Here is a 26,336-nt window from a genome sequence, read left to right on the forward strand (position 1 = left end):
CCTCAGGAGGTCTCGTTCGGCACCCGGTGCCGCGGCTGTTCCGGCAGCGCCCGGCGGGGGCCCGGTGGTACGGCGCGGACGGCCGGCTCACTCATGGTCACCGTGACGGCGTCGCCGTGGTGCCGCAGCTCCAGCGGCGGCCCGTCGAGCAGCTCGTACGTCGTCTTGTCCGCGTCGATCTCCACCCGCAGCCTGCGGCCCCGGAACTGCACATGGAAGGCGAGCCGGGAGAGCCGTTCGGGCAACCGGGGGGCGAAGCGCAGCCGTTCGCCGTCGCGGCGCATCCCGCCGAAGCCCGCGACCAGCGCCATCCAGGTACCGGCGAGCGAGGCGATGTGCAGTCCGTCGCGGGTGTTGTGCTCCAGGTCGTGCAGATCCATCAGGGCCGCCTCGGCCGTGTAGTCGTAGGCGAGGTCGAGATGGCCGGTCCGGGCGGCGACGACGGCCTGGCAGCAGGCGGACAGGGAGGAGTCGCGGACGGTCAGCGGCTCGTAGTAGGCGAAGTTCCGGGCGATCTGCTCCTCGTCGTACCGCTCGGCGAACCAGCCGTCGCAGGTGTACAGCGCCAGCACCAGGTCGGCCTGTTTCACGACCTGTTTGCGGTAGAGGTCGAAGTACGGGAAGTGCAGCAGCAGCGGGTACTGGTCGGAGCGGGTGCCGTCGAAGTCCCAGCGCTGGTAGCGGGTGAACCCGGAGTGCTGTTCGTGGACGCGGAGTTCGGCGTTGTACGGCACATGCATCGCCCCGGCCGCGTCCCGCCAGGCCGCGCTCTCCTCCTCGTCCACCCCGAGCCCGGCCGCCTCGCGCGGATGGCGTTCGACGACATCGGCGGCGGCCAGCAGATTCTGACGCGCCATCAGGTTCGTATAGGTGTTGTCGTCGGCGACCGCGCTGTACTCGTCGGGTCCGGTGACGCCGTCGAGATGGAAGACGCCATGGGCGTCGTGATGGCCGAGCGAGCGCCACAACCGGGCGGTCTCCACCAGGAGTTCGACCCCGGCCTCGCGTTCAAAGGCGGTGTCGTCGGTGGCCTCGACGTAACGCACGACGGCGTCGGCGATGTCGGCGTTCACATGGAAGGCTGCGGTGCCGGCCGGCCAGTACGCCGAGCCCTCCGGTCCCGCGATGGTCCGCCAGGGGAACGCGGCTCCGGAGAGGCCCAGTTGGGCCGCGCGCTCGCGGGCCTCGTCCAGGGTGCTGTACCGCCAGCGCAGCGCCTCGGCGACGGCCGCGGGCGCGGTGTGGGTGAGCACCGGCAGCACGAACATCTCGGTGTCCCAGAAGGCGTGTCCGTCGTAGCCGGAGCCGGTCAGGCCCTTCGCGGGTATCGCGCGCCGCTCCGCGCGGGCCCCCGCCTGCAGGACGTGGAACAGGGCGAACCGTACGGCCTGCTGGATCTCCTCGTCGCCGCTGACCTCGACGTCGGCGCGCGCCCAGAAGTCGTCCAGGCAGGCCCGTTGGTCGGCGAGCAGTCCGGGCCAGCCGTCGTGGGCGGCGGCCGCGAGCGCGGCGTCGACCTGGTCGGCCATCGCGGGCAGCGAGCGGGACGCGGACCAGCCGTGGGTGACCAGCTTCTCCACCCGAAGGCTCTGGCCGGGCTCCAGGACCGAGGTGACGGTCAGCCGGGCCAGGTCGGTGCCGCTCTCGCTGCGGGTGGTGGTGCGTTCGGGTCCGCTGACGACGTGGTCGGCGGCGACCGCGACCCGCAGGCCGCTGCGCCGGGTCCGGTGCACCAGGCGCAGCCGGTTGCCCGCGGCGAGATGGTCCTCCTGCTCCAGCGGCGACTGGAGCGCCATCGCGGCGCGCGGGTCGCCGTCGGAGCCGGGCAGGCTCTCGTTGGCGACCAGCTCGGACTGGATCACCACCCGGCTGCGGGCGTCGACGGCCTCCACCTCGTACGCCACCGCGGCCACCGCGCGCTGGGTGAGCGAGACCAGCCGGGTCGAGCGCACCCGGATCGTGGAACCGGCCGGGGAGGTCCACTCGCAGGTCCGCTCCAGCACCCCGCGGCGCAGGTCGAGCACCCGTTCGTGGGCGATGAGGCGGCCGTAGCGCAGATCGAACGGCTCGTCGTCCACGAGCAGCCGCAGCACCTTGCCGTTGGTGACGTTGATGACGGTCTGGCCGGACTCCGGATAGCCGTACCCGGCCTCCGCGTACGGCAGCGGGTGCACCTCGTGCACGCCGTTGAGGTAGCTGCCGGGCAGTCCGTGCGGTTCGCCCTCGTCGAGGTTGCCGCGCCAGCCGACATGGCCGTTGGACAGTGCGAACACGGACTCGCTCTGGGCGAGTACGTCGAGGTCGAGGGTGGTCTCGCGGACCGCCCACGGCTCGACGGCGTACGACCCCTGGGTGATCACCGCTTGCCTCCCAGCTCGGCGAGGTCCGCCACGACGATGCTCGCGCCGTGCGCGTACAGGGCGTCGCGCTGGCCGACCCGGTCGAGGCCGACGACGTACCCGAAGCCGCCCGCGCGGCCCGCGTCCATGCCGGCCTGCGCGTCCTCGAAGACGGCCGCCCGGGAGGGTTCGACGCCGAGGTCGTGGGCGGCGGCGAGGAAGGTGTCGGGGTGCGGCTTGCCGGGCAGCTTGCGCTCGGCGGCGACCACGCCGTCGACGCGTACGTCGAAGAAGTGCTCGGCGTCCACGGCCCGCAGCACGTCACGGCAGTTGGCGCTGGAGGAGACGATCGCGGTGCGCAGCCCCTCGGCGCGGACCGCCTCCAGGTAGCGCAGGGTGCCCTCGTACGCCTCGACGCCGCCGGTGCGGATCCGCTCCAGGAGCAGTTCGTTCTTCCGGTTGCCGAGGCCGTTCACGGTCAGCGCGTCCGGCGGGTCGTCCGCCGTGCCCTCCGGGAGACGGATGCCGCGTGACTCCAGGAAGGCGCGCACCCCGTCGGCGCGGGGGCGGCCGTCGACGTACTCGTCGTAGTCGGCGACCGCGTCGAACGGACGTGCCCCCGCGCCCTCGTGGGAGCGCAGGAAGGCGTCGAACGTCTCCTTCCAGGCGGCCGCGTGCACCACGGCCGTCTTGGTGACGACCCCGTCGAGGTCGAAGAGGCAGGCCTGGATGTCGTCGGGGAGTCCGAGCTGAGTCATACCGAGGACTGTTCCCCATCGGCGGCGCTCCAGCGAGTGTCCCGCGCCACAATTTTCCCGGTGTCGGGGTGACACACTCAAGGGTGTGCCGTTGACCTCCGACCGTGTGCCCCCGACCTTCGACGACCTCCTCACGCGCGCCCGCGCACTCCCCGGGGACGGCCGGCGCGCCCTGCTCGGCATCGCGGGCGGCCCCGGCGCGGGCAAGTCCACGCTGGCCGCGTCCCTGGTGCGCGCGCTGAACGCCGACGGGCCGCCGTGGGCCGTCCAGGTCCCCATGGACGGCTTCCATCTGGCCGACGCCGAACTCGACCGGCTGGGGCGGCGGGACCGCAAGGGCGCGCCGGACACCTTCGACGCGGCCGGGTACGCGGCGCTGCTGCGGCGGCTGCGGGAGGAGCCGGAGGAGGTCGTGTACGCGCCCGGTTTCGAGCGGGTCCTGGAGCAGCCGCTCGCCGGTGCGATCCCGGTGCCGCCGGCCGCCCGCCTCGTGGTGACCGAGGGCAACTACCTTCTCCTGCGGGAGGGTTCGTGGGCGCGGGTGCGGCCGGCTCTGGACGAGGTCTGGTACTGCGAGATACCCGAGGCCGAGCGGATCCGCCGACTGGTGGCCCGGCACGAGGAGTTCGGCAAGGCGCCCGCGGCGGCGCGCGCGTGGGTGCTGGGCACGGATCAGCGCAACGCCGAGCTGGTGGCGACGACCCGGGAGCGGGCGGATCTGCTGGTCCCGGCGGGGGCGGTGCCGTCGCCTTGGTGAGGGCGGCGGGGGCGGTGCCGTCGTGAGGGCGGCGGGGCCGGTGCCGTCGGCTTCGTGGCCCCTACGGGTGCGCCGCGCCTTCGCCTTCGTGGCCGTGCGGGCCGGTCGGTCCTCGGTCGGCGGGCCGATTCCCCTGGCCGCGCCGGGTGGTGGGCCGGTTCCCTCGATTGCTGGTCAACCCGCTGGTCACGGCCCTGGGTGAGCTATGTTGAGTGCTCGTGGGAGACAAAGGAGACGGACCGGTGCCCTCGCCGCAGCAGGCCCGCGCACAGGCATCAGCGATCACTTCGGGCAAGACCGCACCGGAGGTCGAGGCCGCCCCGACCTCCCAGCTCAGGGAGTTGTTCGACGGCCCCCGCCTGTCGCCGGGGCAGCGGCGGATCGCCCAGTATCTGATCGAACACATCACCGAGGCCGCGTTCCTGTCGATCACCGAACTGGCGGACCGGGTCGGGGTCAGCCAGCCGTCCGTGACCCGCTTCGCCGGTGCCGTCGGCTTCAGCGGCTACCCCGCACTGCGCGAACGGCTCCAGTCGATCGCGCTGAAGGCCCTGGCCGGCGGGCCCGGTGAGCCGGACCGCGCCAACGAGTTGCAGGCGGCCGTGGACGCCGAGCTCGCGAACCTGGAGAACCTGCGCCGCGACTTCGCCGACCCGGACCGGGTGATCCACATCGGCCGCGAGCTGTCCCGCTCCACCCCGCTGACCGTGCTGGGCCTGCGCATCGCGGAGTCGCTGGCGGAGTACTTCGGTTACGCGGCCCGCCGTATCCACCCCGATGTACGGCTGGTCACCCGGGGCGGCAGCGTGGCCTACGACGCGCTGCTCCAGTCCCGCGAGGCCGGCGGCAGCTGGGTGCTGGCGTTCGCCATGCCCCGGCACTCGCACGAGACCCTCCAGGCGGTCCGGGTCGCGCACCGGGTCGGTCTGAAGGTCGCCCTGATCACCGATCTCGCGCTCGGGCCGCTGGCCGACGAGGCCGACGTCACCTTCGCCACCGGCACCGGCTCCCGGCTGGTCTTCGACTCCTACGCCGCGCCCAACGTGATGGCCGCGGCGCTGCTCCAGGCGATGACGGACGCCGACCCGGAGCGGACACAGGCGCGGCTGGAGAAGTACGAGCAGGTGTCCGACCAGCACCAGTTCTTCGTGCGGGACTGAGCCCCCCCCCCACGGAGCCGTCCCTTCCGTGTGACCGCGTGCCGTCGGACCTGCGGCGCCGCCCCCACACCCGTGAAGATCTCGAGGTCGTCGATCACCCGTAGGGGGATCTTTCACCCCATATCGAGCATGAATGTTTTCATACGTCTTGCAAACTGCTCGGTATATATAAATACTCTGCTGGCGGATCGCCCGCGCGGACATCCCTGACCGCCGTCACCTACCCGGACGGCGCGGAGGGTGTCCGGTGGTGCGGCGCCCCTGTGCCGCACCAGGGGCGGCCCCGGTCATCCCCTAGGCCGGGGCCGCCCGCATCTCGTCGGACCACCCTCACGACGCCGCAGACCGGAAGTGACCATGCCCCTGACCAGCACGCGCATCAGCCCCGACTGGCCCTGCCAGGTCAAGACCCCGGGCTCGTACGACTGGGAGCGCTCGGCCGCCAAGTGGCTGCGTGAGCTGATCCCGGCGCGCTATGCCAGCTATCCGGCCCTGATCCGGCACCCCGTGCTGCTCGCCCGGCACGCGCAGATCCAGGTGGAGCAGGAGATCCGGGTGGCCCGCACCGCGCTCCAGACCGCGCGGGCCGAGCTGCCGACGCTCGGCCTGCCCGAGGCGGTCATCGAGCACACGATCAAGATGTACGCCGCCGAGGTGCTGCAACTCCAGCACATCGCCCGCAGCGTCCGCGCGGTCAGCACGGCCCTGGCCCGCCGCTGAGCCCCGTCCCGCCGCGCCTCCCCTCCGCACTCCGCCTGCGCCCCGCCTGCGCCCCCCTCGGGCCGCCCCGGCCCATGTCGGACCGGTCGGGCGCCCTGGAAGGGCGGGCGGAAGGCAGGAGCGTTTCACCCCCTCCGGACGAGTGATCGAACGTGCCCGAATGTGCGATGCTCGTCGCGTGACGAGCGAGTCCGTGCCCCCGATGGACGACCCGGGAACCGGCGCCGACAGCGCCACCGCGGCCGAGGTCGTGGCCCGGCAGCGTGCCGAGCTTGAGCGGCTGCGCGATCTCGCCGCGACGTCGGCGGTCCTCGAACGGGCCAAGGGTGCCCTGATGGCGGTCACCGGGTGCGCCCCCGACGCCGCCGAGCAGGAACTGCGCGGGCGCGCCGCGGACAGCGGGCGCACCCTTCTCGAACAGTGCCGGCTCACGCTCGGCTCCCTCCCGCCGCCCCAGGAACCACCGGTCCAGGAGCCGCCGCCCCAGGAACCACCGGCCCAGGAACCATCGACCCAGGAACCACCGGTCCAGGAGCCGGCGCCGCGGAAACCACCGGCCCCGGAAACGCCGGTCCCCGGGCCGCCCGGCGCGGCGCCCGTGCCCCGTACGGCGCCCGTGACCGCGCCCGCCGACGCCTCGGAGCTGGCGGAGGTGCTCGGGGAGATCGGGCGGGACCTGCTCCGCGTCCGCTCCGCGCACGAGCTGGCCGGGCGCCTGCTGGACCACCTGGCGCCGCGGGTGCGGGCCGATGCCGTGCTCCTCTACGAGCGGCGGGCCGAGGGTGGTCTGGAACTGGCCGGGCACGCCGGGATCGACGCGCGGTTCGCCGCCCGGTGGCGGCTGGTGCCCCCGCTGGCCGGGGTGCCCGCGTTCGAGGTCCTGGCGGCGGGCGAGCCACTGTGGCTGGAGGACCTGGCCGCCGACCGGGTCCGCCATGTGCTGGTCGGGGATCCGCCGGAGCGGTGGCCGAGCCGGGCGTGGCTGCCGGTACCCACGGGGGGAACCGCCCGGTTCGCCCTGGGGGTACTGCGCCGGTGCGGGGGGCGGTTCGACCCGCACGAGCGCCAACTGCTCGCCGCTTCGGCCCGGTTGTGCGCGGGGCGGCTGCGCGTCTTCGACACCGCGCGGGAGGCGCCGGGCGATTCGGGCGTCACGGAGATCGTGCAGGCGGTGTTCGACGCGTTGCCGGGTGCCGCGGTCCTGCTGACGCCGTTGCGCACCGCCGCCGGTGAGGTGACGGACTACCGTATCGACGCCGCGACCCCGCAGGCGGTCGATGTGTCCGGCCGCACGGGCCGGGACATGGTCGGCCGGCTCATTCTGGAGAGTTACCCGTCCGTGGCGGGCGAGCCGCTGTGGCGGGGCTATCTGGAGACCCTGGAGTCCGGGGTGCCGTTCGAGAGCGAGCCGTTCGCCTATCAGGAGACCGTCGGCGACGTGGCCCTGACCGGCACCTTCTCGGTGCGGGCCGCTCCCCTGGGCGGGGGCCTGCTGGTGTCCTGGCTGCGGCACGACCCGCTGGACCGGCAGGAGCAGCGGCTGGCCGATGTGCAGCGGCTCGGCAACCTCGGCTGGGCGAACTGGAATCTGCTCACCCAGGAGATCTCCTGGTCCGCGCAGGCGTACGCCGTCCTGGGACGCGACCCCGAACAGGGGCCGCTGGAACTGGAGAAGCTGCCGCGTCTCGCGCTGCCGCAGGACGCGGACCCGCTGACCGCCGCGATCGCCGGGCTGATCCACCGGGGGCGGCCGTTCGACGTGCCGTTCCGGGTCGAGACGGGCGCGGGCGTACGGCATCTGCGGCTGGTCGCCGAGGCCGTCAGCGAGCCGGACGGCACCCCGGCCGAGGTGCACGGCTTTGTGCAGGACCTCACCGCGCAGCGCAGCGCGGAGCTCGCCCTGGTCAAGAGCGAGCGGACGATGTCAGTGCAACGCGGAGTCCTTCAGGCCGAACGCGCCCTCGCCGCCCGGCTCCAGCACGCCCTGCTGCCGCTGCCCAGCAAGCCGGTGCAGCTGGCGGGGCTGCGCGTCGAGGTCGCCTATCTGCCCGCGCAGGCCGGGATCCATGTCGGCGGCGACTGGTTCAGCGCCGTCGAACTGCCCGACTACGACGCGCTGTTCGTCGTCGGCGACGTGGCCGGACACGGCATCGACGCGGTGGCCACCATGGCCCAACTCCGCTTCACCGCCAAGGGGATGGTCAGCACCGGCACCTCGCTCACCGTCGCCCTGGCACGGCTGAACCACCTGCTGCTGCACTCCCGGGACAGCCGGATGACCGCCACCATGATCATGGCCCGCTACGACCCCGATCGCCATCTCCTCGCCTGGGCCCAGGCCGGGCATCCGCCACCGCTGCTGGTGCGCGGCGACGAGGTCCGCTATCTCGACCGCCCCGGCGGCCTGTTGCTCGGCGCCACCGCCGACCCGTACTACGAGTCCGCGGAGTTGCGCCTGCGGCCCGGAGACCGGCTGCTGCTGTACACCGACGGCCTGGTCGAACGCCCCGGCGAGGGCCTGGACGCGGGCCTCGACCGCCTGGCCCGGGCGGTACGCGCCCCCGAGGACGGCGGCTCCGACTCCTTGGACGCACTGCTCGCGGCCATGCTGGTGGACGAATGGCGGGACGACGTGTGTGTGGTGGACATCCGGGTGCCGGGGCGGGCGGCGGGGCAGGTGGCGGAGGCCGCGGACGGGGAGGAGACGGCGGCCGGGGACGCGGCGGGGGCCGGGGGTGCGGCGGGGGCCGGGGAGAAGGAGGGTGAGGGCGGCTGACAGGCGTTCGCCCGGGACTCTTGCGGTTCGCCCACGGCGTCCCGGTCGCGAGCATCCTCCTCGAACCAGCCTGTTCCGGCGAGCCGTGTCTCCAGCCACCTCGCGATACCGGCGGAGTCGAGAAACCAGCCCCAGGACAGGATGGGGCGGACGGTCGGGGTCTGGATCAGTCCACGGGGTGACCGGCCTCGATGCCGGCCGCGTCGGACAGCCGCAGCAGAGGGCCCGCCCGGCCGCCGCCCCACTCCAGGGGGTCGAGGACGAAGCCGACGTGGTCGCCGCCGTCGACGCGGTGCAGGATGTCGCCGACGAACCAGGCCGCCGCGTCGCCGAGGACGATCGCGCCGCCGGGTCCTGGCGTCCAGTCGAGGCCGGTGAACTTGTCGGTGTCGTCGCCGGTCTCGCCGCCGAAGCGCTGTGCGAGGGCGTGTTGGTCGCGGGTGAGCAGGTGGACGGCGAGGCGGTGCGCGGTGCGGGCGACGCGGTAGGTGTGGTTGGCCTTGGACAGCCACACGGCGAACCGGGTCGGCCGGATGGAGCATTGTGAGGCGAAGCCGACCAGGCAGCCCGCCCGTTCGTCGCCGGACGTGGCCGTGACCACGCACATGTCGGGGTCGAGCCGCCCCAGGAATCCGTCCTCCGCCCGCGCCATGCCGCTCCGCTCCGTCCGCCGCCGCCGTCACCGTCGCTTCTGAGTGCCGCGTCCGCGTACCGCTCGTTTCGCGCACTCATCGTCTCGTGGTCCGGCGTTCCCCGCGCGCCGCCGTCGAATCGCCCCACTGGCCCAACTCACCCACCCCGTCCGACCAAACGATCAAACGATCACCTAGAACGCGCCTATTGAGCGTTTGAGTAAGCGCGTGCTAGAAAGCGCCGTCATGACGACTCCTTGGTCACGCCGTGGTTTCCTGGCCGTCTGTTCCGGCACCGCCGCCGCCCTGGGACTGGGCACCTCCTCCCCCGCCTTCGCCGCGGCGGACGAGTTCGCCGCCCTTCGATCGAGGTGGCGCACCCTGATCCTCGGCGAGGGCTTCGATCCCGCCGCCGAGCCCTTCGCCTCCCGCCTGGCCGGCCTGGGCGGCACGGCACGGCAGCTCCTCGCCTCGATGTCCCCGACGAGCGGGGCGCTGTGGCCGGACCTCCCGTACGGCGATCCGGATCCGGACACGGACCCGGAGTCGTACGTCTACTCGGGCAACATGAGCACCAGTTACATCCGGCTGACCACCCTCGCGCAGGCGTACGCCCAGCCGGGCACCGGCCTCACCGGTGACGCGGAGCTGCGCGACGCCGTCCTCACCGGCCTCGACCACCTCCACGACGACGTGTACCACGCGGGCCGGGCCCGGTACGGCAACTGGTGGAGCTGGCAGATCGGCGCCCCGCAGGCGCTGCTGGACGCGTGCGTGCTGATGTACGACGCGCTGTCGGCCGGTCAGCTCGCGGGCTACCTCGCCGCGGTGGACCAGTTCGTGCCCGACTCGGCGGTGTCGAGCTACAGCGGTACCAGCACCGGCGCCAACCGGGTGGACCTGTGCCGGGTGCTGGCGTTGCGCGGGGTGGTGGGGGCGGACGCGGCGAAGGTGGCGCTGGCCCGGGACGCCCTGTCCCCCGTCTTCCCCTACGTCTCCTCGGGGGACGGACTGCACGCCGACGGTTCGTTCATCCAGCACACCTGGGTGCCCTACACGGGCTCGTACGGTTCGGTGTTCCTCGGCGGTCTCGGCATGCTGTTCGCGCTGCTGGCCGGGTCGAGCTGGGAGGTGACGGACGAGAACCGGACCATCGTGTTCGACTCGGTCGAGAGGGCCTGGGCGCCGTTCCTGTACAACGGCCTGGTCATGGACGGGGTCGCGGGCCGCGCGATCAGCCGGGGACTGTCGGCCGGTGACCCCTCGAACGTCCAGCAGGACGACCATCTGCGCGGTCACCCCATCCTGGCTTCCATCGTGCTGCTCGGGCAGGGCGCGAGCGCGGCGGAGAACGCGCGCTGGCGTGCTCTGGTGAAGGGCTGGACGCGGCGCGACCAGTACCGTCCGCCGCTCGCGGACCCGGTGCTCAGTCTGCCGAACCTGGCCCGTCTGAAGGGGGTCGAGGACGATCCGACGGTGCGGGCCCTCCCGGAGCCGACCGGGCACCGGCTGTTCCCCGCCATGGCACGGGCCACGCACCGGCGGCCCGGCTGGGCGGCCTCGCTGAGCATGGCGAACAAGCGGATCGCGTACTACGAGTCCGGCAACGGCGAGAACCCGCGCGGCTGGCACACCGGTTCCGGAATGCTGTACTGGTGGGGCGACACGTTCGCCAACGGCCAGTACAGCGACGCCTTCTGGCCCACCGTCGACCCCTACCGGCTCCCCGGTACGACCGTCTCGCGCAAGGCGCTGGCCGACGGCGCGGGCGGCGACTGGGGCGCGGCCAGACCGGACGTGAACTGGGTGGGCGGCGCGACGGACGGCCAACGGGCCGCGGTCGGGCAGTACCTCAAGGGCCTCCAGTCGACCCTCGTCGCGAAGAAATCGTGGTTCTTCCTGGACGACACGGTGGTCTGCCTCGGCGCGGGCATCTCCTGCACCGACGGTACGGCCGTGGAGACGACGGTCGACAACCGCAACCTCGGCGCGGCCGGGAGCGCGACGTTCACGGTGGACGGCAGGGCCGAGCCGGCCCGGTACCCGTGGTCTCAGACGCTCACCGGCACCGGCTGGGCGCACCTCGGCGGGCACGGCGGCTATGTCTTTCCCGGGGGCGCGACGGTTCGGGCGGTGCGGGAGGCGCGGGAGGGCAGCTGGAGTTCGATCAACACGGGCGGATCGACGACCGTGGTGAGCCGGAAGTACCTGACGATGTACGTCGATCACGGCACCGATCCGGTGAACGCCTCGTACGCCTATCTGCTCATGCCGGGCGCGAGCGCCGCGCGGACGCGCGCCCGGTCGGCGGACCGGCACTGGCTGAACGTCTTGGCCAACACGAACGACCAGCAGGGCGTTTCGGTTCGCTCGCTCGGCTTCACCGGGGTGAACTTCTGGTTCGGCGGGACGGTCGGATCGCTCACGGCGAGCGATCCGTGCTCCGTGATGATCAGCGAGAAGGGGGACGGTACCGCGGTGATCGCCGTGAGCGATCCGATGCTGATGCGCACGGGTCTGACCCTGACCTGGCGGCGTCCGGTCGCCTCGGTCACCTCAGCCCCGGCCACGCTCGCTTCGGCTGACACGGGCAAATCGCTCACGCTGACCTTCGGCGATCTCACCGGCACGGCCGGAGTCACCCAGCTGATCACCGTCAGACTGCGCTGACCACGCCCGCCCCCGCCCCCGCGCCCGCCCCCTGCACGAACCGGCTCAGGGACGCCGTGAACGCTCCGACGAAGGCGTCCCTGTCTTCCTCTGGCAGCGCCTCCAGTGACAGATAGGGGTTGAGGTCCTCCAGCTCGACCAGCAGGAGGCCGTCGTCGGGGGCGCGGCAGGCGTCGACGCGCTGGATGCCGTGGCCGAGGTCGTTCCAGTCGATGAAGCGCCGGGCGAACTCCAGGTCGGCGGCGGTCGTGGCGTACGGCTTCAGCTCCCAGCGGCGGCGCGGGTCGGGGGCGTAGAGGGCGTACTGGAAGTCGTCGTCGACGAAGTAGAAGGAGACCTCGTAGGCGAAGTCGATGTGCGGCTGGATCAGGACGTCGTCCCCGGCGTGCATGTCGAGGCGGCTGGCGGGGACGATGCGCAGGCCGAGGGAGTCCGCGCCGAGGCGGGGCTTGACGACGTAGCGGTGGGCGGGCGGCAGCCGGTGCACGTCGGCCAGGCTGTCGACGGTCGGTATCACCGGGTACCCGGCGGCGGTCAGGTCGAGGAGGTACTGCTTGCCGGCCATGTCCGCCCTGCCGGTGAGTGGGTTGTAGACGCGGCTGCCGCGTTCCAGGGCCCGTGCGCGGAAGGCGTCGTAGGCCTGCTGGTAGCCGAGGACGGGGCCGCTGTTGCGGACGACGACGGCGTCGTGGCCGTCCATCAGGGCCGCAGCGTCCAGCGGATGGCACAGGGCGAGGTCGAAGTGGGCGCGCAGCCGGGAGGTGAGGAAGATGTCCTCGTCGCAGTAGCGGCGCCCGCGGGCCGGGTACGCCAGGTCGGTGACGTAGAGGACGCGGGGGCGAGCGGCGGGCATGCGGGTCTCCTTGGGCGGCGCGGGGGCCGGTGGTGGGGCGGGCCGGGCGCAGAAAGGTTACGCCTGACTGTTCACGCGCTTTCGATCACCCGGGGTTCCATCGCGCCGCACCCGGCGCCATCGACAGATCGGCGTACCCGGACCCCCGGGAGCAGGCCATTTCGTCCAGTGCGCCGCGGGGCCGTGCGCCTTCACAATGGCCGCCTCAGCCAGGCCACCGCGGCTCGGGGCACTCCGGTGTGCGGTGGCGTGCCGAAAGGAGTGGCGTTGTGCGGTCCGTCGCGGGCGGCGAGGAGGGGCGGACCGGCGCGGTCCGGCGGCTCCGGGGCATCGGGTCTCCGCAGGCCTCCGGGGGCCGGGCGTCATGAGCGGGGTCGACGCGCCGCTGCCGCTGAGCGGTGTGCTGGTCGCCGATTTCGGGCGGGTGCTCGCGGCGCCGTACGCGACGATGCTCCTCGCCGATCTGGGCGCCGATGTGATCAAGGTCGAGCATCCGGCGGGCGGTGACGACACCCGTGCGTGGGGGCCGCCGCACGCGCACGGCGAGGCGACCTACTTTCTCTCCGTCAACCGCAACAAGCGGTCGGTCGCACTCGATCTGCGCGAGACGGCCGACCGGCGTCGAGCCGTCGAACTGGCGTGCCGCGCCGATGTGTTGTTCGAGAACTTCCGGCCGGGGACGCTGGGCAAGTACGGGCTCGGCTACGACGAGGTGCGCGCCGTGAACCCGGGCGTCGTGTACTGCTCGATCACCGGCTTCGGGTCCGGTCCCGGGGCCGCGCTGCCCGGGTACGACCTGCTGATCCAGGCCGTGGGCGGGCTGATGAGTGTCACCGGGTCCGCGCCCGGGGAGCCGGTGAAGACCGGGGTGGCGCTGGTGGACGTGCTCACCGGGCTGCACGCCGCGGTCGGGGTGCTGGCGGCGCTGCGGCACCGGGACGCGACCGGCGAGGGGCAGCTCATCGAGGTCGATCTGCTGACAACCCTGCTGTCGAGCCTGGTCAACCAGTCCGCCGGATACACCCTGGCCGGGCGGGTGCCGGGCATCATGGGCAACCGGCATCCCTCGATCGCCCCGTACGAGGTGTACCGGGCCAAGGACGGGCCGCTGGTGATCGCCGTCGGCAACGACCGTCAGTTCGCGGCGCTCTGCCGGGGCGTCGGCGCCCCGGAACTGGCCGCCGACCCGCGCTTCGTGAGCAACGCCGACCGGGTGGCCCATGTCGACGAACTGGCGGGAAAACTGGGCGCGTTGCTGGCCGCTCGGACCGCCGCCGAGTGGTTCGAGCACCTCACGCCCCTCGGTGTCCCGTGCGGTCCGGTCAATGACCTCGGCCAGGCCTTCGCCCTCGCCGACCGGCTGGGCCTCGCGCCCCGGGCCACGCTGGACGGGGACGACGGGGCGGTGCTGGACCTCGTCGCCAACCCGATCTCGCTGTCCCGCACCCCGCCCCGCTACGACCGCCGCCCGCCCCGACTCGGCGAGCACACCGGGGAGATCACCGCCTGGCTGGACTCCTGACCGGGCGGGCCGAGGCGTCCGAAGGGCGATCCGGTGGCGTCCGCAGAGGGGTCCGGTGGCGCCTGGCGGGTCAGTGCGCGGTGGCGGCCGGGGACTGTGCGCCGCAGGAGGAGCGGACACGCAACTCCGGGAGCAGGTCGAGGTGTTGGCGGGGGCCGGGGGTGAGGCGGCCGGCGCGTTCGGCGATCCGGCGCAGCAGGATGTCGGTGGCGAGTTCGCCGACCGAGCGCTTGGGCGGGGCGATGGCGGTGAGGGGCACGTCGGCGAGCGGCGCGACCTGGTCGTCGTAGGCGATGAGCGCGAGGTCCTCGGGCACCCGTACGCCGCGTGCCTGGAGGCGGGGCACCAGCACGATGGCGTCCTCGTCGCTGTGCACCAGGGCGGCGGTGACGCCGTGGGCGCGGACCGCGTCGGTCAGGTAGTCGACGGACGCCTCGTAGTCGCCGTACTCGCGTACGTTCGGGGCGCCTTGGTGGATCTCCAGGCCGCGGGCGCGGGCGGCGGTCCGGAAGCCGTCGCTGATCGGTGCCGCGTGCGGGCCTTCCTGGAGGACGGCGGTGATCCGGCGGTGGCCGAGGGCGGCGAAGTGGCCGACGGCGACGGCGGCGCCGTGGGCGCGGTCGGTGCGTACCCGGTCGAGGCCGGCGGCGGGGTTGCCGGGTGGTGCGGAGCGTTCGACCAGGACGACGGGGACCCCGCAGCGGGTGAGCCACTCCTCCTGCCCGTCGGCGGGGACGCCGTCGAACCAGCTGGGCGCCGCCAGCAGGCCCTGTGCGCCGCCCGCGATCAGGTGTTCCGCCTGGACGGAGTCCTCGGTGTCGACGTAGCCGGACACGCCGAGGACGAGCCGGCCGCCGCGGGCGCCGACCGTTTCGCGTGCGCCGTTCACGATGTCGGTGAAGATGGACACGGTGGTCGGCACGATCATGCCGATCACCGCGCCTTCGGGGGTGTCGTAGGACCGGTCGGTGGGGGTCTGCGGGCGGGTGGTGTCGGTGTGGTCGCCGGGCCAGACGACCGCTCCGTGCATCCGGCGCAGCCTGCCGCGGGTGGCGAGGGTCTCGACGTCGCGGCGCAAGGTGACGGCGGAGACGCCGAGTTCGGCCGCCAGTTCGGCGACGCGGAGGCTGCCCCGCTGCCGGACGAGTTCGAGCACCCGCTCGTGGCGCTGGTCGACGTGCAGTCGCATGGGCTCCCCCTGGACAGTGATCCCGAGTCCGATTTCGGGCGGCTCACTCTACGCTCACAGCCGTATCGACCGGTTCCAATCAATACGGTCGCTCCGGTGTTCGAATGCGCGAGTCGTGCAGCACTCAGTTCCCTCCGTCCTCCACTGTTGCTGCACTGAGTGTCACATTGCCGGTCCGGGTGCTACGTTCCCGTCCATGAGCTCCAGCAGTGCGGCGCCGGCCGCGAAACCGCCGATGCGGGACGCCCTGGTCGCGGCGGCCTTCCGGCTCTTCTCGGAACACGGCTACGAGCAGACCACGGTGGACGACATCGTGGCGCTGGCCGGAGTCGGCCGGCGTTCCTTCTTCCGTTACTTCCCCGCCAAGGAGGACGTGGTCTTCCCGGACCACGAGCGCTGTCTGGCCGACATGACGGCCTTCCTCGCGGCGGGCGGCGAGGAGTGCGAGCCGGTGCGGCGGGTGTGCGACTCGGCCCGGATGGTGCTGCACATGTACGCGGAGAACCCGGCGTTCTCCGTGCAGCGCTACCGCCTCACCCGGAAGGTGCCGGGCCTGCGGGCGTCCGAGCTGTCGGTGGTGTGGCGGTACGAGCGGGCGATGGCCGGATATCTGCGCGGCCGGTTCGCCGGGCGCCCGGACGGGACGCTGCGGGCCGATGTGATCGCGGCCGCGGTGGTCGCCGCGCACAACAACGCGCTGCGCTCCTGGCTGCGTTCGGACGGACGGGGCGACGCGGTCGCGGCGCTGGACCACGCCCTGGGGTATGTGCAGCGGGAGTTCGGGCGCCCGGAGGAGACGGCGGCCGCGGCGGGCGGCCCGACCCCCGGCCGGCTCGGATCGCCGCCGGACGACGAGGACTCGCCGAACCCCGACGACGTGCTGGTCCTCGTCACGCGCCGCGGCACCCCGCTGTGGCGGATGGTGCAGGAGCTGGAGGCGGCGGCGCACCGTCCCTGAGCGGGCGGCCCGGCGGACGCGCGGGTGGCCTGGGCGGCATTTTAGGGGTACCGAGTACCTTTACGAGTGACACTGAGTGCCATACCCTGACGGTCATGCGCGGTGGCCAGGCCGCCGGCGCACGCGTGCACGGGACGCGCACGCGGGATTCCGGCCGAGTGCAGGGAGTTGACCAGGATGTACCACCACGAAGTGAGCGCCCCGTATCTGGTGGCCGGCTCCGCGACGGGTGTGCTCGATCCCGCCCCCGCGGACTCCGGGGACGCCATCCACTTCCAGCGCTGCACCTGGTGCGGCACCGCGATGTACCACCGGCTGCTGTGTCCGGTGTGCCAGGGCAGTGAGCTGTGCACCGAGCGCAGCGAGGGGATCGGTACGGTCCGCCACTCCACGGTGGTGCACCGCAACACCCCGGCGGCGCGCAATGTCTCGCTGATCGAGATGGCCGAGGGCTTCGTCGTACGCGGCCGGGTGATGGGCCCGCCGGTCGGCGTTCACAGCGGTGACCGGGTGCGGCTGTCGACCACCAAGGACCCGGTGCGCGGTGAGCCGGTCTTCCAGCTGATGGACGAGCCGTACCGGGCCTGGACCTGACCCATCCGGGCCCCCGGGCCCCCGCACACCTCACTCTCGTACGCCTGATCCCCGTACATGTGATCCAGTACTTCTCCTCCACAGGCAACCCACAGGCTCCGCGTTCCGTCCTCCGGGAGCGAGGGGTCCCGGGACGGCCGGGGCGCCCGAGGTCGGGGGTCGAGGAGGAACAGTGGTCCGTGCCCGGCGCATATGGGTCACCGCCGCCGCGTTATGCGCGGTGGCGGGGGTGTCTCCAGGGGTGGCGGTCGCCCAGGGTCAACTACCGTCAGCGGCAGCGAAGTCGGCGTCAGCGGACGGTCAGGGCGCGCTGCCGCCCGGTTGGCGGCTGACCGGCGGGACTTCGGCGCCCCGGCTGGAGTGGCGCTCCGAACGACCGCTGCCGATGGGGGACGCGCGGGTCGAATTCCGTTCCGGCGGGCGCCTGTTGGGCGTGCCGAAGCCGGACGCGGACGGCCGCACGTTCCGCCTCCCGCTCGACGGGAGGCAGGTGAGCGGCCCGCAGGGGCTCGCCGGACTCGGCAGGACGGACGGGCTCCAGGTCTGGTCCGGCGGCCGGAGGCTGGACGGCCATGCGAGCGGCGGGTCACCCGCCTCACCCGTGGCCCCCGTCTCACCCACCGGTCCGGCTCTTCCGCCCCAGCTCCCCGCGAACGGCGTCGACCCGGGCAAGCCGGGCGCCTATCGCACCAAGTCCGGTGAGTACACCCTGGAGTCGGTACGGCTGCCGGGCTTCGCGAAGCCGGTGGAGATGCGCGCGGTGGTCGTCGCCCCCGTCGGCGCCCCCGGCAAGCGGCCGCTCGCGCTGTTCCTGCACGGTCGGCACTACACCTGCTACCGGGGCGAGGAGATCAGCATCGACTGGCCCTGCGCGTCCGGCTACCGGTCGGTGCCGAGCTACCGCGGCTATCTGCGTGACCAGCAACTCCTGGCATCACAGGGCTACTTGACGGTGTCGATCGCGGCCAACGGCATCAACGGGCAGGACAACGACACGGAGGACGGCGGCGCCCAGGCCCGCTCCTCCCTGGTCCGGCTGCACCTCGGCCACTGGGCCGACTGGACAAAGAACCCCGGGTCCGCGCCCGCGATCGTCCGTTCCGCGCCCCGTGCCGACCTCAGCCGGGTGCTGCTCGTCGGGCACTCCCGGGGCGGCGAGGGCGTCAACCGGGCGGCCCTGGACAGCCTCTACCCGCCGCCCGCCGACCAGGACGGCTATCACGGCGCGGTGCGCTGGACCGTGCGCGGCACGGTGCTGATCGGCCCCACCGCCTTCGGTCAGAACCCGGTGCCCGATGTGCCGTCGGTGTCGGTCCTGCCGGGCTGCGACGGCGATGTCTCCGATCTGGAAGGCGAGATGTACGTCGACGGGACGCGTGCGGTCGCCGCGGGCAGCGCGCTGCACAGTGCCGTGTACGTCGTCGGCGCCGACCACAACTTCTTCAACTCCGAGTGGACGCCGGGCACTTCGGCGGCGCCCGCCGAGGACGACTTCTACGACGACCCGGACCGGCCGGACCCGGTGTGCGGCAAGCACGCCGCGACCCGGCTCTCCGCCGACCGGCAGCACCGCGCGGGTTCGGTGTACATCGCGGCGGCCGCGCGGCTGTTCGTGGCCGGCGACGACCGGGTGCGGCCGCTGCTGGACGGCTCCGGGAAGCGGGCGCCGTCGGCGGATCCGGCGCGGGTCCTCAGCCATGCGGTGGGGGCGGGCCGCGGCGGCGGGTTCCTGCCGGACGGCGGGGTCTCGGTGAGCGGTGGCAGGCTGTGCTCCGTCGCGGACACCAGCCCGGCCAAGCGCTGCCTCGGCGACGACGCGAGCGGCTCCTCGCCGCACTTCGCGCAGTGGGGGGCCGACCAGGAGGCCGGGCGGCACGCGATCGCGCTGCGCTGGACGCACACCGGTGCCCGGACCCGGGTGACTTCGCAGCGACCGCTGTCCCTGTCCGGTGCCAAGGATCTGGCGCTGCGGCTGTTCGTGCCGCCCAACTCCCGTGGCGCGCAGTTCGATGTGACGCTCACCGACACCGGCGGGCACCGTGCGGCGCTGGGCCGGATCCATGCCGACGGGCTGCCCGGCAGTGAGCGGACCGCCTCCTACTGGGCCCGCGAGTTCCGCGTCCCGCTGGCGGCCGCCGGTCGTGCGCATGTCGATCTGCGGTCGGTCAAGTCCATGGAACTGACGGCGCGTTCGGGCTCCGGACGGGCCTGGATCGTCGACGCGTGGGGCTGGCGTCCGGGCACGCCCGCGGTGCGGGCGGCGGCGCTGCCGCGCGTGGACCTCGGCCGGCTGACGGTGGCCGAGGGCGACTCGGGCACCCGCACCTACCGTGTCCCGGCCCGGGTGTCGGGTCACGGCAGCGGCCAGGTCCGGGTCTACGTCCTCGACCTGGTCACCGGCCATGCCACGGGCCGGCTGGTCACGGTGCACCCGGGCGGCCGGGACATCGATGTGCCGGTCAAGGTCGTGGGCAACACCCGCTACGGTTCGGACGTGACGTACGACGTGCTGGTCAAGGCGGTGCACGGCGCTGTCGTCGGGTCCTACGGGGGCGGTGTCACCGTGCGCGACGACGATCCCGCGCCCACCATGACCGTCACCCCGCTCGCGGACCGGGTCACGGAGGGCCAGTCCCTCACCTGGCGAATCTCGCTGTCGGAGCCGGTCGACGTGGACATGAGCGCCATGTTCGCCGCCACCGCGCCGACCGCGGGTGCGGAGCTGTCCACCAAGGACGTCCCCGCCGCGTGGCTGCGCGATGCCTCCGGTGAATCCCCGGACCCGGAGCGCCCGTTGTCCAAGGTCAGCGGTCTCTACCTCTGGGTCGACATCCCCGCGCACCAAACGAGTGCGGACATCACGCTGCCCACGGTCAAGGACAAGGTCGCGGAGCCGGTGGAGTCGGTCCGGTTCCAGCAGGTCGACGACATGAGGGGCGAACCCCGTAAGAACGGACTGGTGTTGGCGGGTTCGGTGCTCAACGCGTCCTGATCCGGCGCTGGTTCCGGGTGGCTCGCGGCGGTCAGTCGTCGAGGGTCACCCGGATGCCGACGGTGCCGTCCGTGCCGCGCCGCAGCCGACTGCCCAGGAGGGTGAGTCGGCCGAGGATGCCGTACTTGCGGGCGATCAGGGCGCGGTAGCGGGCGGTGGTGGCCGGGTCGGTGATCTCGGCGGTGGCGGGGAGTTGGTCGCCGGTGGGGTTGCCGCGCAGGTCGCAGGGGCCGGCGAGGATGTCGGCGCGGTGGCGGATGCGTTTGACCTTGAAGCTGTCGGCGGCCGTCCAGACGCCGAGGCTCGCGCCGTCCCGGACCACCCAGACCGGGGTGGCCACGGGGGTGCCGTTCCTGCGGAAGCTGGTGACCAGCAGGTACTTTCCGGCGCCGAGCCGGGCCTGGCGCGAGTCGTCGTCCATGACGGCGAGTCTAGGCGTTCGCTCACTTCAGAGCGGCGGCCATGCGGTGTACGGCCTCGGTGAGGATCTCCGGTGAGGTCGCGAGGTTGAGGCGGGCGTGGCCGGCGCCGCCGGTGCCGAAGGGGAGACCGGCGGAGAGGGCGACCCGGCCGCGGTCCAGGAAGACCTGGGCGGGGTCGTCACCGAGGCCGAGGGCGCGGCAGTCGAGCCAGGCGAGGTAGGTCGCCTCCCCGGGGTGGACCCGGACCGCGGGCAGGTGCTCGGCGAGCAGGTCGGCCAGCAGGAGCCGGTTGTCCCGGATCCCGGTGCGCAGCGCGTCGAGCCAGCCGGTGGCCGCGCGCAGCGCGGCGGTGTGCGCGATGATCGCGACGTGGCCGGCGCCGTGGCCGACCTCCTCGGGCATCCGGGCGAGATCGGCGGCGGCCCCGGGACCGGCCAGGGCGAGGGCGGCCTTGAGGCCCGGCAGGTTCCAGCCCTTGGAGGCCGACATGAGCGAGAGGCCCCGGGCGGCGGCGGGCAGGCTCAGATACGGCACGAAGGGGGTGCCGGGGGCGGTGAGCGGGGCGTGGATCTCGTCCGCGACGACCCGCACGCCATGGCGTTCGGCCAGTTCCGCGACGGCCGTCAGCTCGGCGGCGGTGTGTACCGTGCCGGTGGGGTTGTGCGGGCTGCACAGCAGGTAGGCGGCGCGCCCGCCGCCCGCCGTGGCCTCCCGGAAGGCGTCTTCCAGGGCCGCCAGGTCGAGGCGCAGATCAGCGCCGAGCGGGGCTTCCAGCACGCGGCGGTCCATATGGGTGATGAACAGGAAGAACGGCGGGTACACCGGCGGGTTGACGATCACCGGATCGCCCGCATCGGTCACCAGTTTGATCATTTCGACCACTCCGAGCATGACGTCGGGAACGATCGCCGTGCGGTCCGTCGCGATTCCGTCCCAGTGCCAGCGGCGGGCCGCGAAGTCGGCGAGGGCCTCGGCATAGGCGGTGCCGGCCGGGTACCCGGTGTCGCCCAGGGCGAGGGCGTCGGTGACGGCGCTGACGACGGGCGGGGCGAGGGGTACGTCCATCTCGGCCACCCACAGCGGGAGGACGTCCTCGGGGTAGGTGCGCCACTTCATGCTCGTACGACGGCGCAGCCGCTCCAGGTCGAGGGCGCGCAGCGGATCCGGTTCGCCGGCGGTGTCGTGCGGGAAGCTGGTCATGAGGCACAAGATAGGTCGCTGTGCGGTGCGCCGGAACGGGGCGGACGAGGCGGGCGTGGCGGTGGTGCGCCGTCGGGGGGCCGGAGGAGTACCGGGCGGAGCATCCCGCGGGCGAAGCACGCGCCGACGCCACCGCCTGCCGGGAGCGTCCGGCCGCACTCCCCCGTTGTCCAAAGGCGGCGGCGCGTTCCTGATCCGGGCCCCGCGCCCGTGCATCGGCGCCGGGGTGCCCGCGGGTGCGGTACCGGAATCGGGCGGACCGGCGGCGCGGGGCAACTCGGGGGATTAGATTGCGCCTTGAAGGTTGAACCACTTCTCCAGGCACCCCAGGAGCTGACGCACGTGACCGACAACCCCGCAGCCACCAACGACGTGGCGGTGTCGCTGCGCGCCCGTATCAACACCAGCCAGCCGCACACGGCGCGGATCTGGAACTACTGGCTCGGCGGCAAGGACAATTACGAGGTCGACCGGGCGGCCGGTGACCAGATCCGCCAACTGCACCCGGGCATCGGGGAGTACGCGCGCGCGGACCGACTGTTCCTGGGCCGGGCCGTGCGGCATCTGGTCGAGGAGGCGGGCATCCGCCAGTTCCTGGACGTCGGCACGGGGCTGCCCACCGCCGACAACACGCACGAGGTCGCCCAGCGCATCGCGCCCGAGTCGCGGATCGTGTACGTCGACAACGACCCGCTGGTGCTGGCGCACGCGCGGGCCCTGCTGACGAGTACGCCGGAGGGTCGTACCGACTATCTGGACGAGGATCTGCGCAATGTGGACGCGATCCTCGAACACGCTTCGAAGACGCTGGACTTCAGTGAGCCGGTCGCGCTGATACTGCTCGGTGTGGTCATCTTCATCGGCGAGGACGACGAGGCGTACGGGCTCGTGCGGACGCTGATGGACCGGCTTCCTGCGGGCAGCCATCTGGTGCTGTCGCACACGGTCACGCATCCCTCGATGCCGGACGTGGACGAGGCGGTGAAGTTCTGGAACGAGCACGGCACGCCGAAGCTGACCCAGCGGACGCCGGCGGACGTCGCGCGGTTCTTCGACGGTCTTCAGCTGCTGGAGCCGGGTGTGGTCTCCTGCTCGCGCTGGCGCCCGGAGCACGACAACGGGGCCGAGCCGGAGGAGGTCGCCATGTTCGGCGGGGTGGCCCGCAAGGACTGAGGAGGAGCTGGGGACCCGCGGCCCCCGATCGGGGTCGCGGGTTCGCGTCGCGAGGTCAGACGGCCCGGTACGGCCGTGGGGCCGCGGCGGCCCACTCCATCACGAGGCGCTGGTACTGCTTGCGCTGCTCGGTGGTCAGCGTCCCGCCCGATCGGCGCCACAGGGCCCGGATCTCCTCGTTGACCTCCGCGGCCGATCGCTCGGAGGCGGCTTCAAGAGTGGTGGACATGCTGTGAAGCATATGCCGGTCGAGGTGAAGGCGCTGTGAGCAAGCTCCCTCGATGCGGACATTTCGGACCGTGTTACTCATCACGTCAATGTGTCAAGCGGCGCACGGGAGTTCACACCCGACCCTCACCCGACGGCCGCTCCGGGACCGCCGGACGAGGGTGAGTCACGGCACAGCACTCGATCGAAGTGACCGGGACGATCGGGTGATCGGTCGCTCAGGTGCCGGGCTTGTGGCCGTACACGAAGACGTCGTCGCCCGTCCGCAGCAGCGACCAGTACTTCTTGGCGTCCTTCGGGGTCATGTTGACGCAGCCGTGCGAGCCGGGCGGGTTCCACATGCTCAGGCCGACCGAGTGGAAGGCCTCACCGCCGTTGAAGAACTGGCTGTAGGGCATCGACACGTCATAGAGCGTCGAGACGTGGTGGAGGTCACGCCAGTAGACCTTCGTCAGGCCGGTGCGGGTGACGAAGCCCTTGCGGCCGGTGCGCACCGGTACCGGGCCGTAGACGAGCTTCTTGCCGTCCTGGATCCAGCTGAGCTGGTGCGTGAGGTCCACACAGGCGATCCGGCCCTTGTTCACCGGGCACTTGCCGCTCTTGTTCGGGTTCTTCCCCACAGCCTTCTGCTTGTTGATGAGGTCCATCACACTCCAGGTGACGGGCCCCGCGTAGCCGATGGTGGGGGTGATGCCGTTCTTCGCCTGGAAGGCGCGGATCGCCTTGCAGTCGGCGGTGGACTGGCGGCCGTCGACCGGCCGGCCGAGGAACTTCTCCACCTGCTTCTGGTACGGGCCCGTCGATGTGGTGCAGGAGCTCGCGGCCTGGGCGGGTGCCGCGCCGAGGGCGAGTGTGAGCGGCGCCACCAGGCCCGTGAGTCCGAGCGCCACAACACCTCGTCTACGTATGTCCCCCATAAGGGCTTTTCTCCTTCTTCTGGCCGTTTTACCCAGGGCCTCCCCCGGGGTGTCTTCATGCGCGATTCCCACGATCTCGGACAAGTAGACCTGATCGGGCACATCGAGGTTGCCTTTCTCGTCACGTTGTGACGAAACGGTGAGCTTCCTCACCCCGGAGCCGCCTGCGAGGGGGGCGGGGGGTCAGTTGTGCAGGGCGGTGTGGAAGCCGGTGTGCACCGAGGTGAGGCCGCCGTCGACCACGAGGGTGGTGCCGGTGATCCAGGCGGCGTCGCGGGAGGCGAGGAAGGCGACCGCGGCGGCGATGTCCTCGGGTTCGCCGATCCGGCCCAGCGGGTACAGGGCGCGGACGGCGTCGAGTTCGTCGTCGCGCCCCGCCCACGCCGAGGTGCGCACCGTGCCCGGTGCCACGAGGTTCACCCGGACGCCCCGGGCCGCCGCGTGCCCGGCGAGGGTGCGGGTCAGTGAGCCGAGGCCGGCCTTGGCGGCGCTGTAGGCGTGGTTGCCGAAGTCCTGGAGGCCGTTGACGGAGCCGATGCTCACGATCGCGCCGCGTCCGGAGGCGGCCAGGTGGGGCAGGGCGGCGCGGCAGCAGCGCTGGACGCCGGTCAGGGTGATGTCGAGGTCGCGGGCCCAGGTCTCGTCCGTGCCGTCCTCGAAGCGCGGGGTGTCCGGGGTGCAGTGGGCGGCGCAGTTGACCAGGACGTCCAGGGAGCCGAAGGCGTCGACGGCGTGGGCCACGGCCGCTTCCACGGCGGTGCGTTCGGCCACGTCGCAGCCGAACGCCTCGCCGGTCAGGCCCTGTCGGCGCAGCTCGGCGGCGGTCCGCTCGGCCTCGGCCGGGTCCCGGTCGGTGACCAGGACCCGGGCGCCCTCCTCGGCGAGCCGCCGGGCGACGGCGGCACCGATGCCGCGGGCCGCTCCGGTGACGAGTACTCCGTGTCCCGCGAAACGGGTGTGATCGCTCATGGGGCGACGGTACGGCCGTACCCGCGCTCTTTCACCGTCCCGTGCCGGTGCTTCGCCCAACTCCCCCTCACCGGTATCCCGTTGTGTCGGCCGGCCGGCCCGCGTCCTGGACCTCCTTCAGATAGCGCCAGGCGTCGGGGCGGCTGCCGTCGAGGTCGGTGAAGCCGTACTCCCGGGCGAGGCCGCCGCTGGAGAGGGACCGCCCGTTGAAGCGGGCGACGGCGGGGTCGGCGGCCAGGGCGGCGACGGCCCGGCCGGTGAAGCGCGGGGTCTCGGAGATGGCGAAGTGCGGTTCGCGCGCGAGGGCGTCGCGCCAGTTGTCCTCGCGGACGCCGAACAGGTCCAGCATCAGTTCGGAGCGCATCCAGCCGGGGGTGAGGGCGACGGCGGTGGCGCCGCGCGGGCCGAGTTCATGGCCGAGGGCGAAGGCCATGCGCAGGACGGCGGCCTTCGCGAGGTTGTAGAAGAGGTTCACGCGATAGGTGTCGCGGTTGTGGTCGGCGGTGCCGTCGGTCATCTCCACGACCAGGCCACCGGGTCGGCGCAGCAGCAGGGGCAGCGCGAAGTGGCTGGTGACGGCGTGTGTGTCGATCGCGAGGCGCAGGAGTCTGAGCCCGTTGTCGAGGTCGTGCTCCCACACCGGGGTGTCCCACTCGAAGAGTTTCTCGCCGCCCCAGATGTCGTTGACGAGGATGTCCAGGCGGCCCTGTTCGGTCGCGATGCGCTCCACCAGGTCGCGGACGGCGGCCGGGCGCAGGTGGTCGACGGGTACGCCGATGCCGTGGCCGCCGGCGGCGGTGACCAGGTCGGCGGTGTCCTCGATGGTCTCGGGGCGGTCGTACTCGGAGCGCCGGGCGCGGGTGCTGCGGCCGGTGACGTAGACGGTGGCGCCGGCCGCGCCGAGCTCCACGGCGATGCCCCGCCCGGCGCCCCGGGTCGCGCCCGCGACCAGGGCGACCCTGCCCGCGAGGTCCTCGAGGTGCTGCGGATCTCCGTGGTCCGCGTCGAGCGGTGCTGCTGCCATGTCCGGCCTCCGTGCGCTGGGGGTGTGGGGTCATCCCTCAGCGTCACGGAGAAGCCGGACATCTCCTGTCGGGTTTTACCGGGCGGTGGGTCAGCGGGCGGTGGGTCAGCGGGCGAGCCGCTCGGCGACGGCGTCGGTGTCCGGCAGGAACCACAGCTGGTCGCCCTGGTTGGACTCGTGCACGAAGTCGCGCAGGGCGTCGCTCGCCTCGATGTGGGCCGAGATGTCGCCGACGACGGCGAGCCGCACCCGGTAGTTCACGAACTTCTGGACGACGGCGCCCGCGACACCGGACCGCAGCCGGAAGAACTCCTGCGCGATCCGTGCCACGGGCACCTCGACCAGTTGGGCGTCCTGCCCGAAGGCGTCGCCTATGAGGTCCAGTGCCGCGCGCTCGCCGTCGAGGGTCGGGCCGTCGGGGGCGCAGCGCAGGACGCGGGTGTCGTGCAGGGTCACGAGCGTGTTCGTGGTCATGATCGCGAC

At 72.7% G+C, this 26,336-nt stretch carries 22 protein-coding genes; 10 read left to right on the forward strand and 12 right to left on the reverse strand.

Going from position 1 to position 26,336, the window contains the following annotated elements:
• Nucleotides 1-2 precede the first annotated feature (2 nt).
• Together ACLF5H_RS32780 and ACLF5H_RS32785 are read right to left on the reverse strand one after the other, a co-directional pair.
• Nucleotides 3-2,360 (reverse strand): glycoside hydrolase family 65 protein, encoded by a 2,358-nt coding sequence (locus ACLF5H_RS32780; RefSeq protein WP_421679642.1) that lies wholly within the window; start codon nt 2,358-2,360, stop codon nt 3-5.
• Nucleotides 2,357-3,097 (reverse strand): beta-phosphoglucomutase family hydrolase, encoded by a 741-nt coding sequence (locus ACLF5H_RS32785; protein ID WP_421679643.1) that lies wholly within the window; start codon nt 3,095-3,097, stop codon nt 2,357-2,359. The genes ACLF5H_RS32780 and ACLF5H_RS32785 overlap by 4 nt, the downstream gene beginning before the upstream one ends.
• Nucleotides 3,098-3,203: 106 nt before the next feature.
• Here ACLF5H_RS32785 and ACLF5H_RS32790 point away from each other — a divergent pair, with 106 nt between their 5' ends.
• From ACLF5H_RS32790 to ACLF5H_RS32805, 4 genes are all read left to right on the forward strand, one after another.
• On the forward strand, nt 3,204-3,854 hold the full coding sequence (locus tag ACLF5H_RS32790) for a nucleoside/nucleotide kinase family protein (RefSeq protein WP_421679684.1): 651 nt from the start codon (nt 3,204-3,206) through the stop codon (nt 3,852-3,854).
• A gap of 242 nt (nt 3,855-4,096) precedes the next feature.
• Nucleotides 4,097-5,014 (forward strand): MurR/RpiR family transcriptional regulator, encoded by a 918-nt coding sequence (locus tag ACLF5H_RS32795; RefSeq protein ID WP_037652601.1) that lies wholly within the window; start codon nt 4,097-4,099, stop codon nt 5,012-5,014.
• 351 nt (nt 5,015-5,365) lie between these two features.
• A complete protein-coding gene (locus ACLF5H_RS32800; protein WP_037652599.1) occupies nt 5,366-5,734 on the forward strand; it encodes a hypothetical protein in 369 nt (122 codons plus the stop codon).
• A 202-nt stretch (nt 5,735-5,936) separates the two neighbouring features.
• Nucleotides 5,937-8,510, forward strand: coding sequence for a SpoIIE family protein phosphatase (locus ACLF5H_RS32805; protein ID WP_421679685.1), 2,574 nt, complete (start codon nt 5,937-5,939; stop codon nt 8,508-8,510).
• Between the two features lie 166 nt (nt 8,511-8,676).
• Here the strand turns inward: ACLF5H_RS32805 and ACLF5H_RS32810 are convergent, their stop codons facing one another.
• Nucleotides 8,677-9,162 (reverse strand): flavin reductase family protein, encoded by a 486-nt coding sequence (locus ACLF5H_RS32810; RefSeq protein WP_421679644.1) that lies wholly within the window; start codon nt 9,160-9,162, stop codon nt 8,677-8,679.
• Between the two features lie 226 nt (nt 9,163-9,388).
• On the opposite strand from ACLF5H_RS32810, the gene ACLF5H_RS32815 reads away from it, so the two are divergent.
• Entirely contained in the window at nt 9,389-11,812 is a 2,424-nt protein-coding gene (locus ACLF5H_RS32815; RefSeq protein ID WP_421679645.1) for a polysaccharide lyase 8 family protein, read from the forward strand.
• Here the strand turns inward: ACLF5H_RS32815 and ACLF5H_RS32820 are convergent.
• Entirely contained in the window at nt 11,799-12,665 is an 867-nt protein-coding gene (locus ACLF5H_RS32820) for a hypothetical protein (RefSeq protein WP_421679646.1), read from the reverse strand. The genes ACLF5H_RS32815 and ACLF5H_RS32820 overlap by 14 nt on opposite strands.
• Before the next feature lie 364 nt (nt 12,666-13,029).
• Between ACLF5H_RS32820 and ACLF5H_RS32825 the strand changes: the two genes are divergently transcribed.
• A complete protein-coding gene (locus ACLF5H_RS32825) occupies nt 13,030-14,187 on the forward strand; it encodes a CaiB/BaiF CoA transferase family protein (protein ID WP_421679647.1) in 1,158 nt (385 codons plus the stop codon).
• Nucleotides 14,188-14,257: 70 nt separating this feature from the next.
• On the opposite strand, the gene ACLF5H_RS32830 is transcribed toward ACLF5H_RS32825, so the two are convergent.
• On the reverse strand, nt 14,258-15,376 hold the full coding sequence (locus ACLF5H_RS32830; RefSeq protein ID WP_421679648.1) for a substrate-binding domain-containing protein: 1,119 nt from the start codon (nt 15,374-15,376) through the stop codon (nt 14,258-14,260).
• 196 nt (nt 15,377-15,572) lie between these two features.
• On the opposite strand from ACLF5H_RS32830, the gene ACLF5H_RS32835 reads away from it, so the two are divergent.
• The 3 genes from ACLF5H_RS32835 to ACLF5H_RS32845 all read left to right on the forward strand — a co-directional run bounded on the left by ACLF5H_RS32835 (nt 15,573) and on the right by ACLF5H_RS32845 (nt 19,920).
• Nucleotides 15,573-16,334: a TetR family transcriptional regulator gene (locus ACLF5H_RS32835; protein ID WP_421679649.1), complete on the forward strand. Its 762-nt coding sequence runs from the start codon at nt 15,573-15,575 to the stop codon at nt 16,332-16,334.
• A gap of 177 nt (nt 16,335-16,511) precedes the next feature.
• Nucleotides 16,512-16,928, forward strand: a complete 417-nt coding sequence (locus tag ACLF5H_RS32840; RefSeq protein WP_421679650.1) for a Zn-ribbon domain-containing OB-fold protein — start codon at nt 16,512-16,514, stop codon at nt 16,926-16,928.
• A gap of 172 nt (nt 16,929-17,100) precedes the next feature.
• Entirely contained in the window at nt 17,101-19,920 is a 2,820-nt protein-coding gene (locus tag ACLF5H_RS32845) for an alpha/beta hydrolase family protein (RefSeq protein ID WP_421679651.1), read from the forward strand.
• 31 nt (nt 19,921-19,951) lie between these two features.
• On the opposite strand, the gene ACLF5H_RS32850 is transcribed toward ACLF5H_RS32845, so the two are convergent.
• Nucleotides 19,952-20,341: a PPOX class F420-dependent oxidoreductase gene (locus tag ACLF5H_RS32850; protein ID WP_421679652.1), complete on the reverse strand. Its 390-nt coding sequence runs from the start codon at nt 20,339-20,341 to the stop codon at nt 19,952-19,954.
• Nucleotides 20,342-20,363: 22 nt separating this feature from the next.
• Nucleotides 20,364-21,542 (reverse strand): MalY/PatB family protein, encoded by a 1,179-nt coding sequence (locus ACLF5H_RS32855; RefSeq protein ID WP_421679653.1) that lies wholly within the window; start codon nt 21,540-21,542, stop codon nt 20,364-20,366.
• Between the two features lie 342 nt (nt 21,543-21,884).
• On the opposite strand from ACLF5H_RS32855, the gene ACLF5H_RS32860 reads away from it, so the two are divergent.
• Nucleotides 21,885-22,715: an SAM-dependent methyltransferase gene (locus ACLF5H_RS32860; RefSeq protein ID WP_421679654.1), complete on the forward strand. Its 831-nt coding sequence runs from the start codon at nt 21,885-21,887 to the stop codon at nt 22,713-22,715.
• 55 nt (nt 22,716-22,770) lie between these two features.
• Here ACLF5H_RS32860 and ACLF5H_RS32865 read toward each other — a convergent pair whose 3' ends face one another.
• From ACLF5H_RS32865 to ACLF5H_RS32885, 5 genes are all read right to left on the reverse strand, one after another.
• A complete protein-coding gene (locus tag ACLF5H_RS32865; protein ID WP_085568129.1) occupies nt 22,771-22,956 on the reverse strand; it encodes a hypothetical protein in 186 nt (61 codons plus the stop codon).
• A 205-nt stretch (nt 22,957-23,161) separates the two neighbouring features.
• Nucleotides 23,162-23,860 (reverse strand): L,D-transpeptidase family protein, encoded by a 699-nt coding sequence (locus ACLF5H_RS32870; RefSeq protein WP_421679655.1) that lies wholly within the window; start codon nt 23,858-23,860, stop codon nt 23,162-23,164.
• A gap of 183 nt (nt 23,861-24,043) precedes the next feature.
• Complete coding sequence (locus ACLF5H_RS32875) at nt 24,044-24,829, reverse strand: SDR family NAD(P)-dependent oxidoreductase (protein ID WP_421679656.1); 786 nt, start codon at nt 24,827-24,829, stop codon at nt 24,044-24,046.
• A gap of 67 nt (nt 24,830-24,896) precedes the next feature.
• Nucleotides 24,897-25,853 (reverse strand): SDR family oxidoreductase, encoded by a 957-nt coding sequence (locus tag ACLF5H_RS32880; protein WP_421679657.1) that lies wholly within the window; start codon nt 25,851-25,853, stop codon nt 24,897-24,899.
• 105 nt (nt 25,854-25,958) lie between these two features.
• Nucleotides 25,959-26,327 carry a DUF4180 domain-containing protein gene (locus ACLF5H_RS32885; RefSeq protein WP_421679658.1) on the reverse strand — a complete coding sequence of 123 codons (369 nt, stop codon included), beginning with the start codon at nt 26,325-26,327 and terminating at the stop codon, nt 25,959-25,961.
• Between the last annotated feature and the right edge of the window lie 9 nt (nt 26,328-26,336).

Source organism: Streptomyces sp. LaBMicrA B280, from assembly GCF_049222185.1.
In the GTDB taxonomy this organism is placed as follows: domain Bacteria; phylum Actinomycetota; class Actinomycetes; order Streptomycetales; family Streptomycetaceae; genus Streptomyces; species Streptomyces murinus.

Excerpts from the sequence above, each read along its gene's own strand:
- ACLF5H_RS32855 (WP_421679653.1), bottom strand. The coding sequence starts at position 21,542 with ATGACCAGCTTCCCGCACGACACCGCCGGCGAACCGGATCCGCTGCGC.
- ACLF5H_RS32820 (WP_421679646.1), bottom strand. The coding sequence starts at position 12,665 with ATGCCCGCCGCTCGCCCCCGCGTCCTCTACGTCACCGACCTGGCGTAC.
- ACLF5H_RS32850 (WP_421679652.1), bottom strand. The coding sequence starts at position 20,341 with ATGGACGACGACTCGCGCCAGGCCCGGCTCGGCGCCGGAAAGTACCTG.
- ACLF5H_RS32875 (WP_421679656.1), bottom strand. The coding sequence starts at position 24,829 with ATGAGCGATCACACCCGTTTCGCGGGACACGGAGTACTCGTCACCGGA.
- ACLF5H_RS32805 (WP_421679685.1), top strand. The coding sequence starts at position 5,937 with ATGGACGACCCGGGAACCGGCGCCGACAGCGCCACCGCGGCCGAGGTC.
- ACLF5H_RS32835 (WP_421679649.1), top strand. The coding sequence starts at position 15,573 with ATGAGCTCCAGCAGTGCGGCGCCGGCCGCGAAACCGCCGATGCGGGAC.
- ACLF5H_RS32815 (WP_421679645.1), top strand. The coding sequence starts at position 9,389 with ATGACGACTCCTTGGTCACGCCGTGGTTTCCTGGCCGTCTGTTCCGGC.
- ACLF5H_RS32885 (WP_421679658.1), bottom strand. The coding sequence starts at position 26,327 with ATGACCACGAACACGCTCGTGACCCTGCACGACACCCGCGTCCTGCGC.
- ACLF5H_RS32785 (WP_421679643.1), bottom strand. The coding sequence starts at position 3,097 with ATGACTCAGCTCGGACTCCCCGACGACATCCAGGCCTGCCTCTTCGAC.
- ACLF5H_RS32840 (WP_421679650.1), top strand. The coding sequence starts at position 16,512 with ATGTACCACCACGAAGTGAGCGCCCCGTATCTGGTGGCCGGCTCCGCG.
- ACLF5H_RS32870 (WP_421679655.1), bottom strand. The coding sequence starts at position 23,860 with ATGGGGGACATACGTAGACGAGGTGTTGTGGCGCTCGGACTCACGGGC.
- ACLF5H_RS32810 (WP_421679644.1), bottom strand. The coding sequence starts at position 9,162 with ATGGCGCGGGCGGAGGACGGATTCCTGGGGCGGCTCGACCCCGACATG.
- ACLF5H_RS32825 (WP_421679647.1), top strand. The coding sequence starts at position 13,030 with ATGAGCGGGGTCGACGCGCCGCTGCCGCTGAGCGGTGTGCTGGTCGCC.
- ACLF5H_RS32830 (WP_421679648.1), bottom strand. The coding sequence starts at position 15,376 with ATGCGACTGCACGTCGACCAGCGCCACGAGCGGGTGCTCGAACTCGTC.
- ACLF5H_RS32865 (WP_085568129.1), bottom strand. The coding sequence starts at position 22,956 with ATGCTTCACAGCATGTCCACCACTCTTGAAGCCGCCTCCGAGCGATCG.
- ACLF5H_RS32880 (WP_421679657.1), bottom strand. The coding sequence starts at position 25,853 with ATGGCAGCAGCACCGCTCGACGCGGACCACGGAGATCCGCAGCACCTC.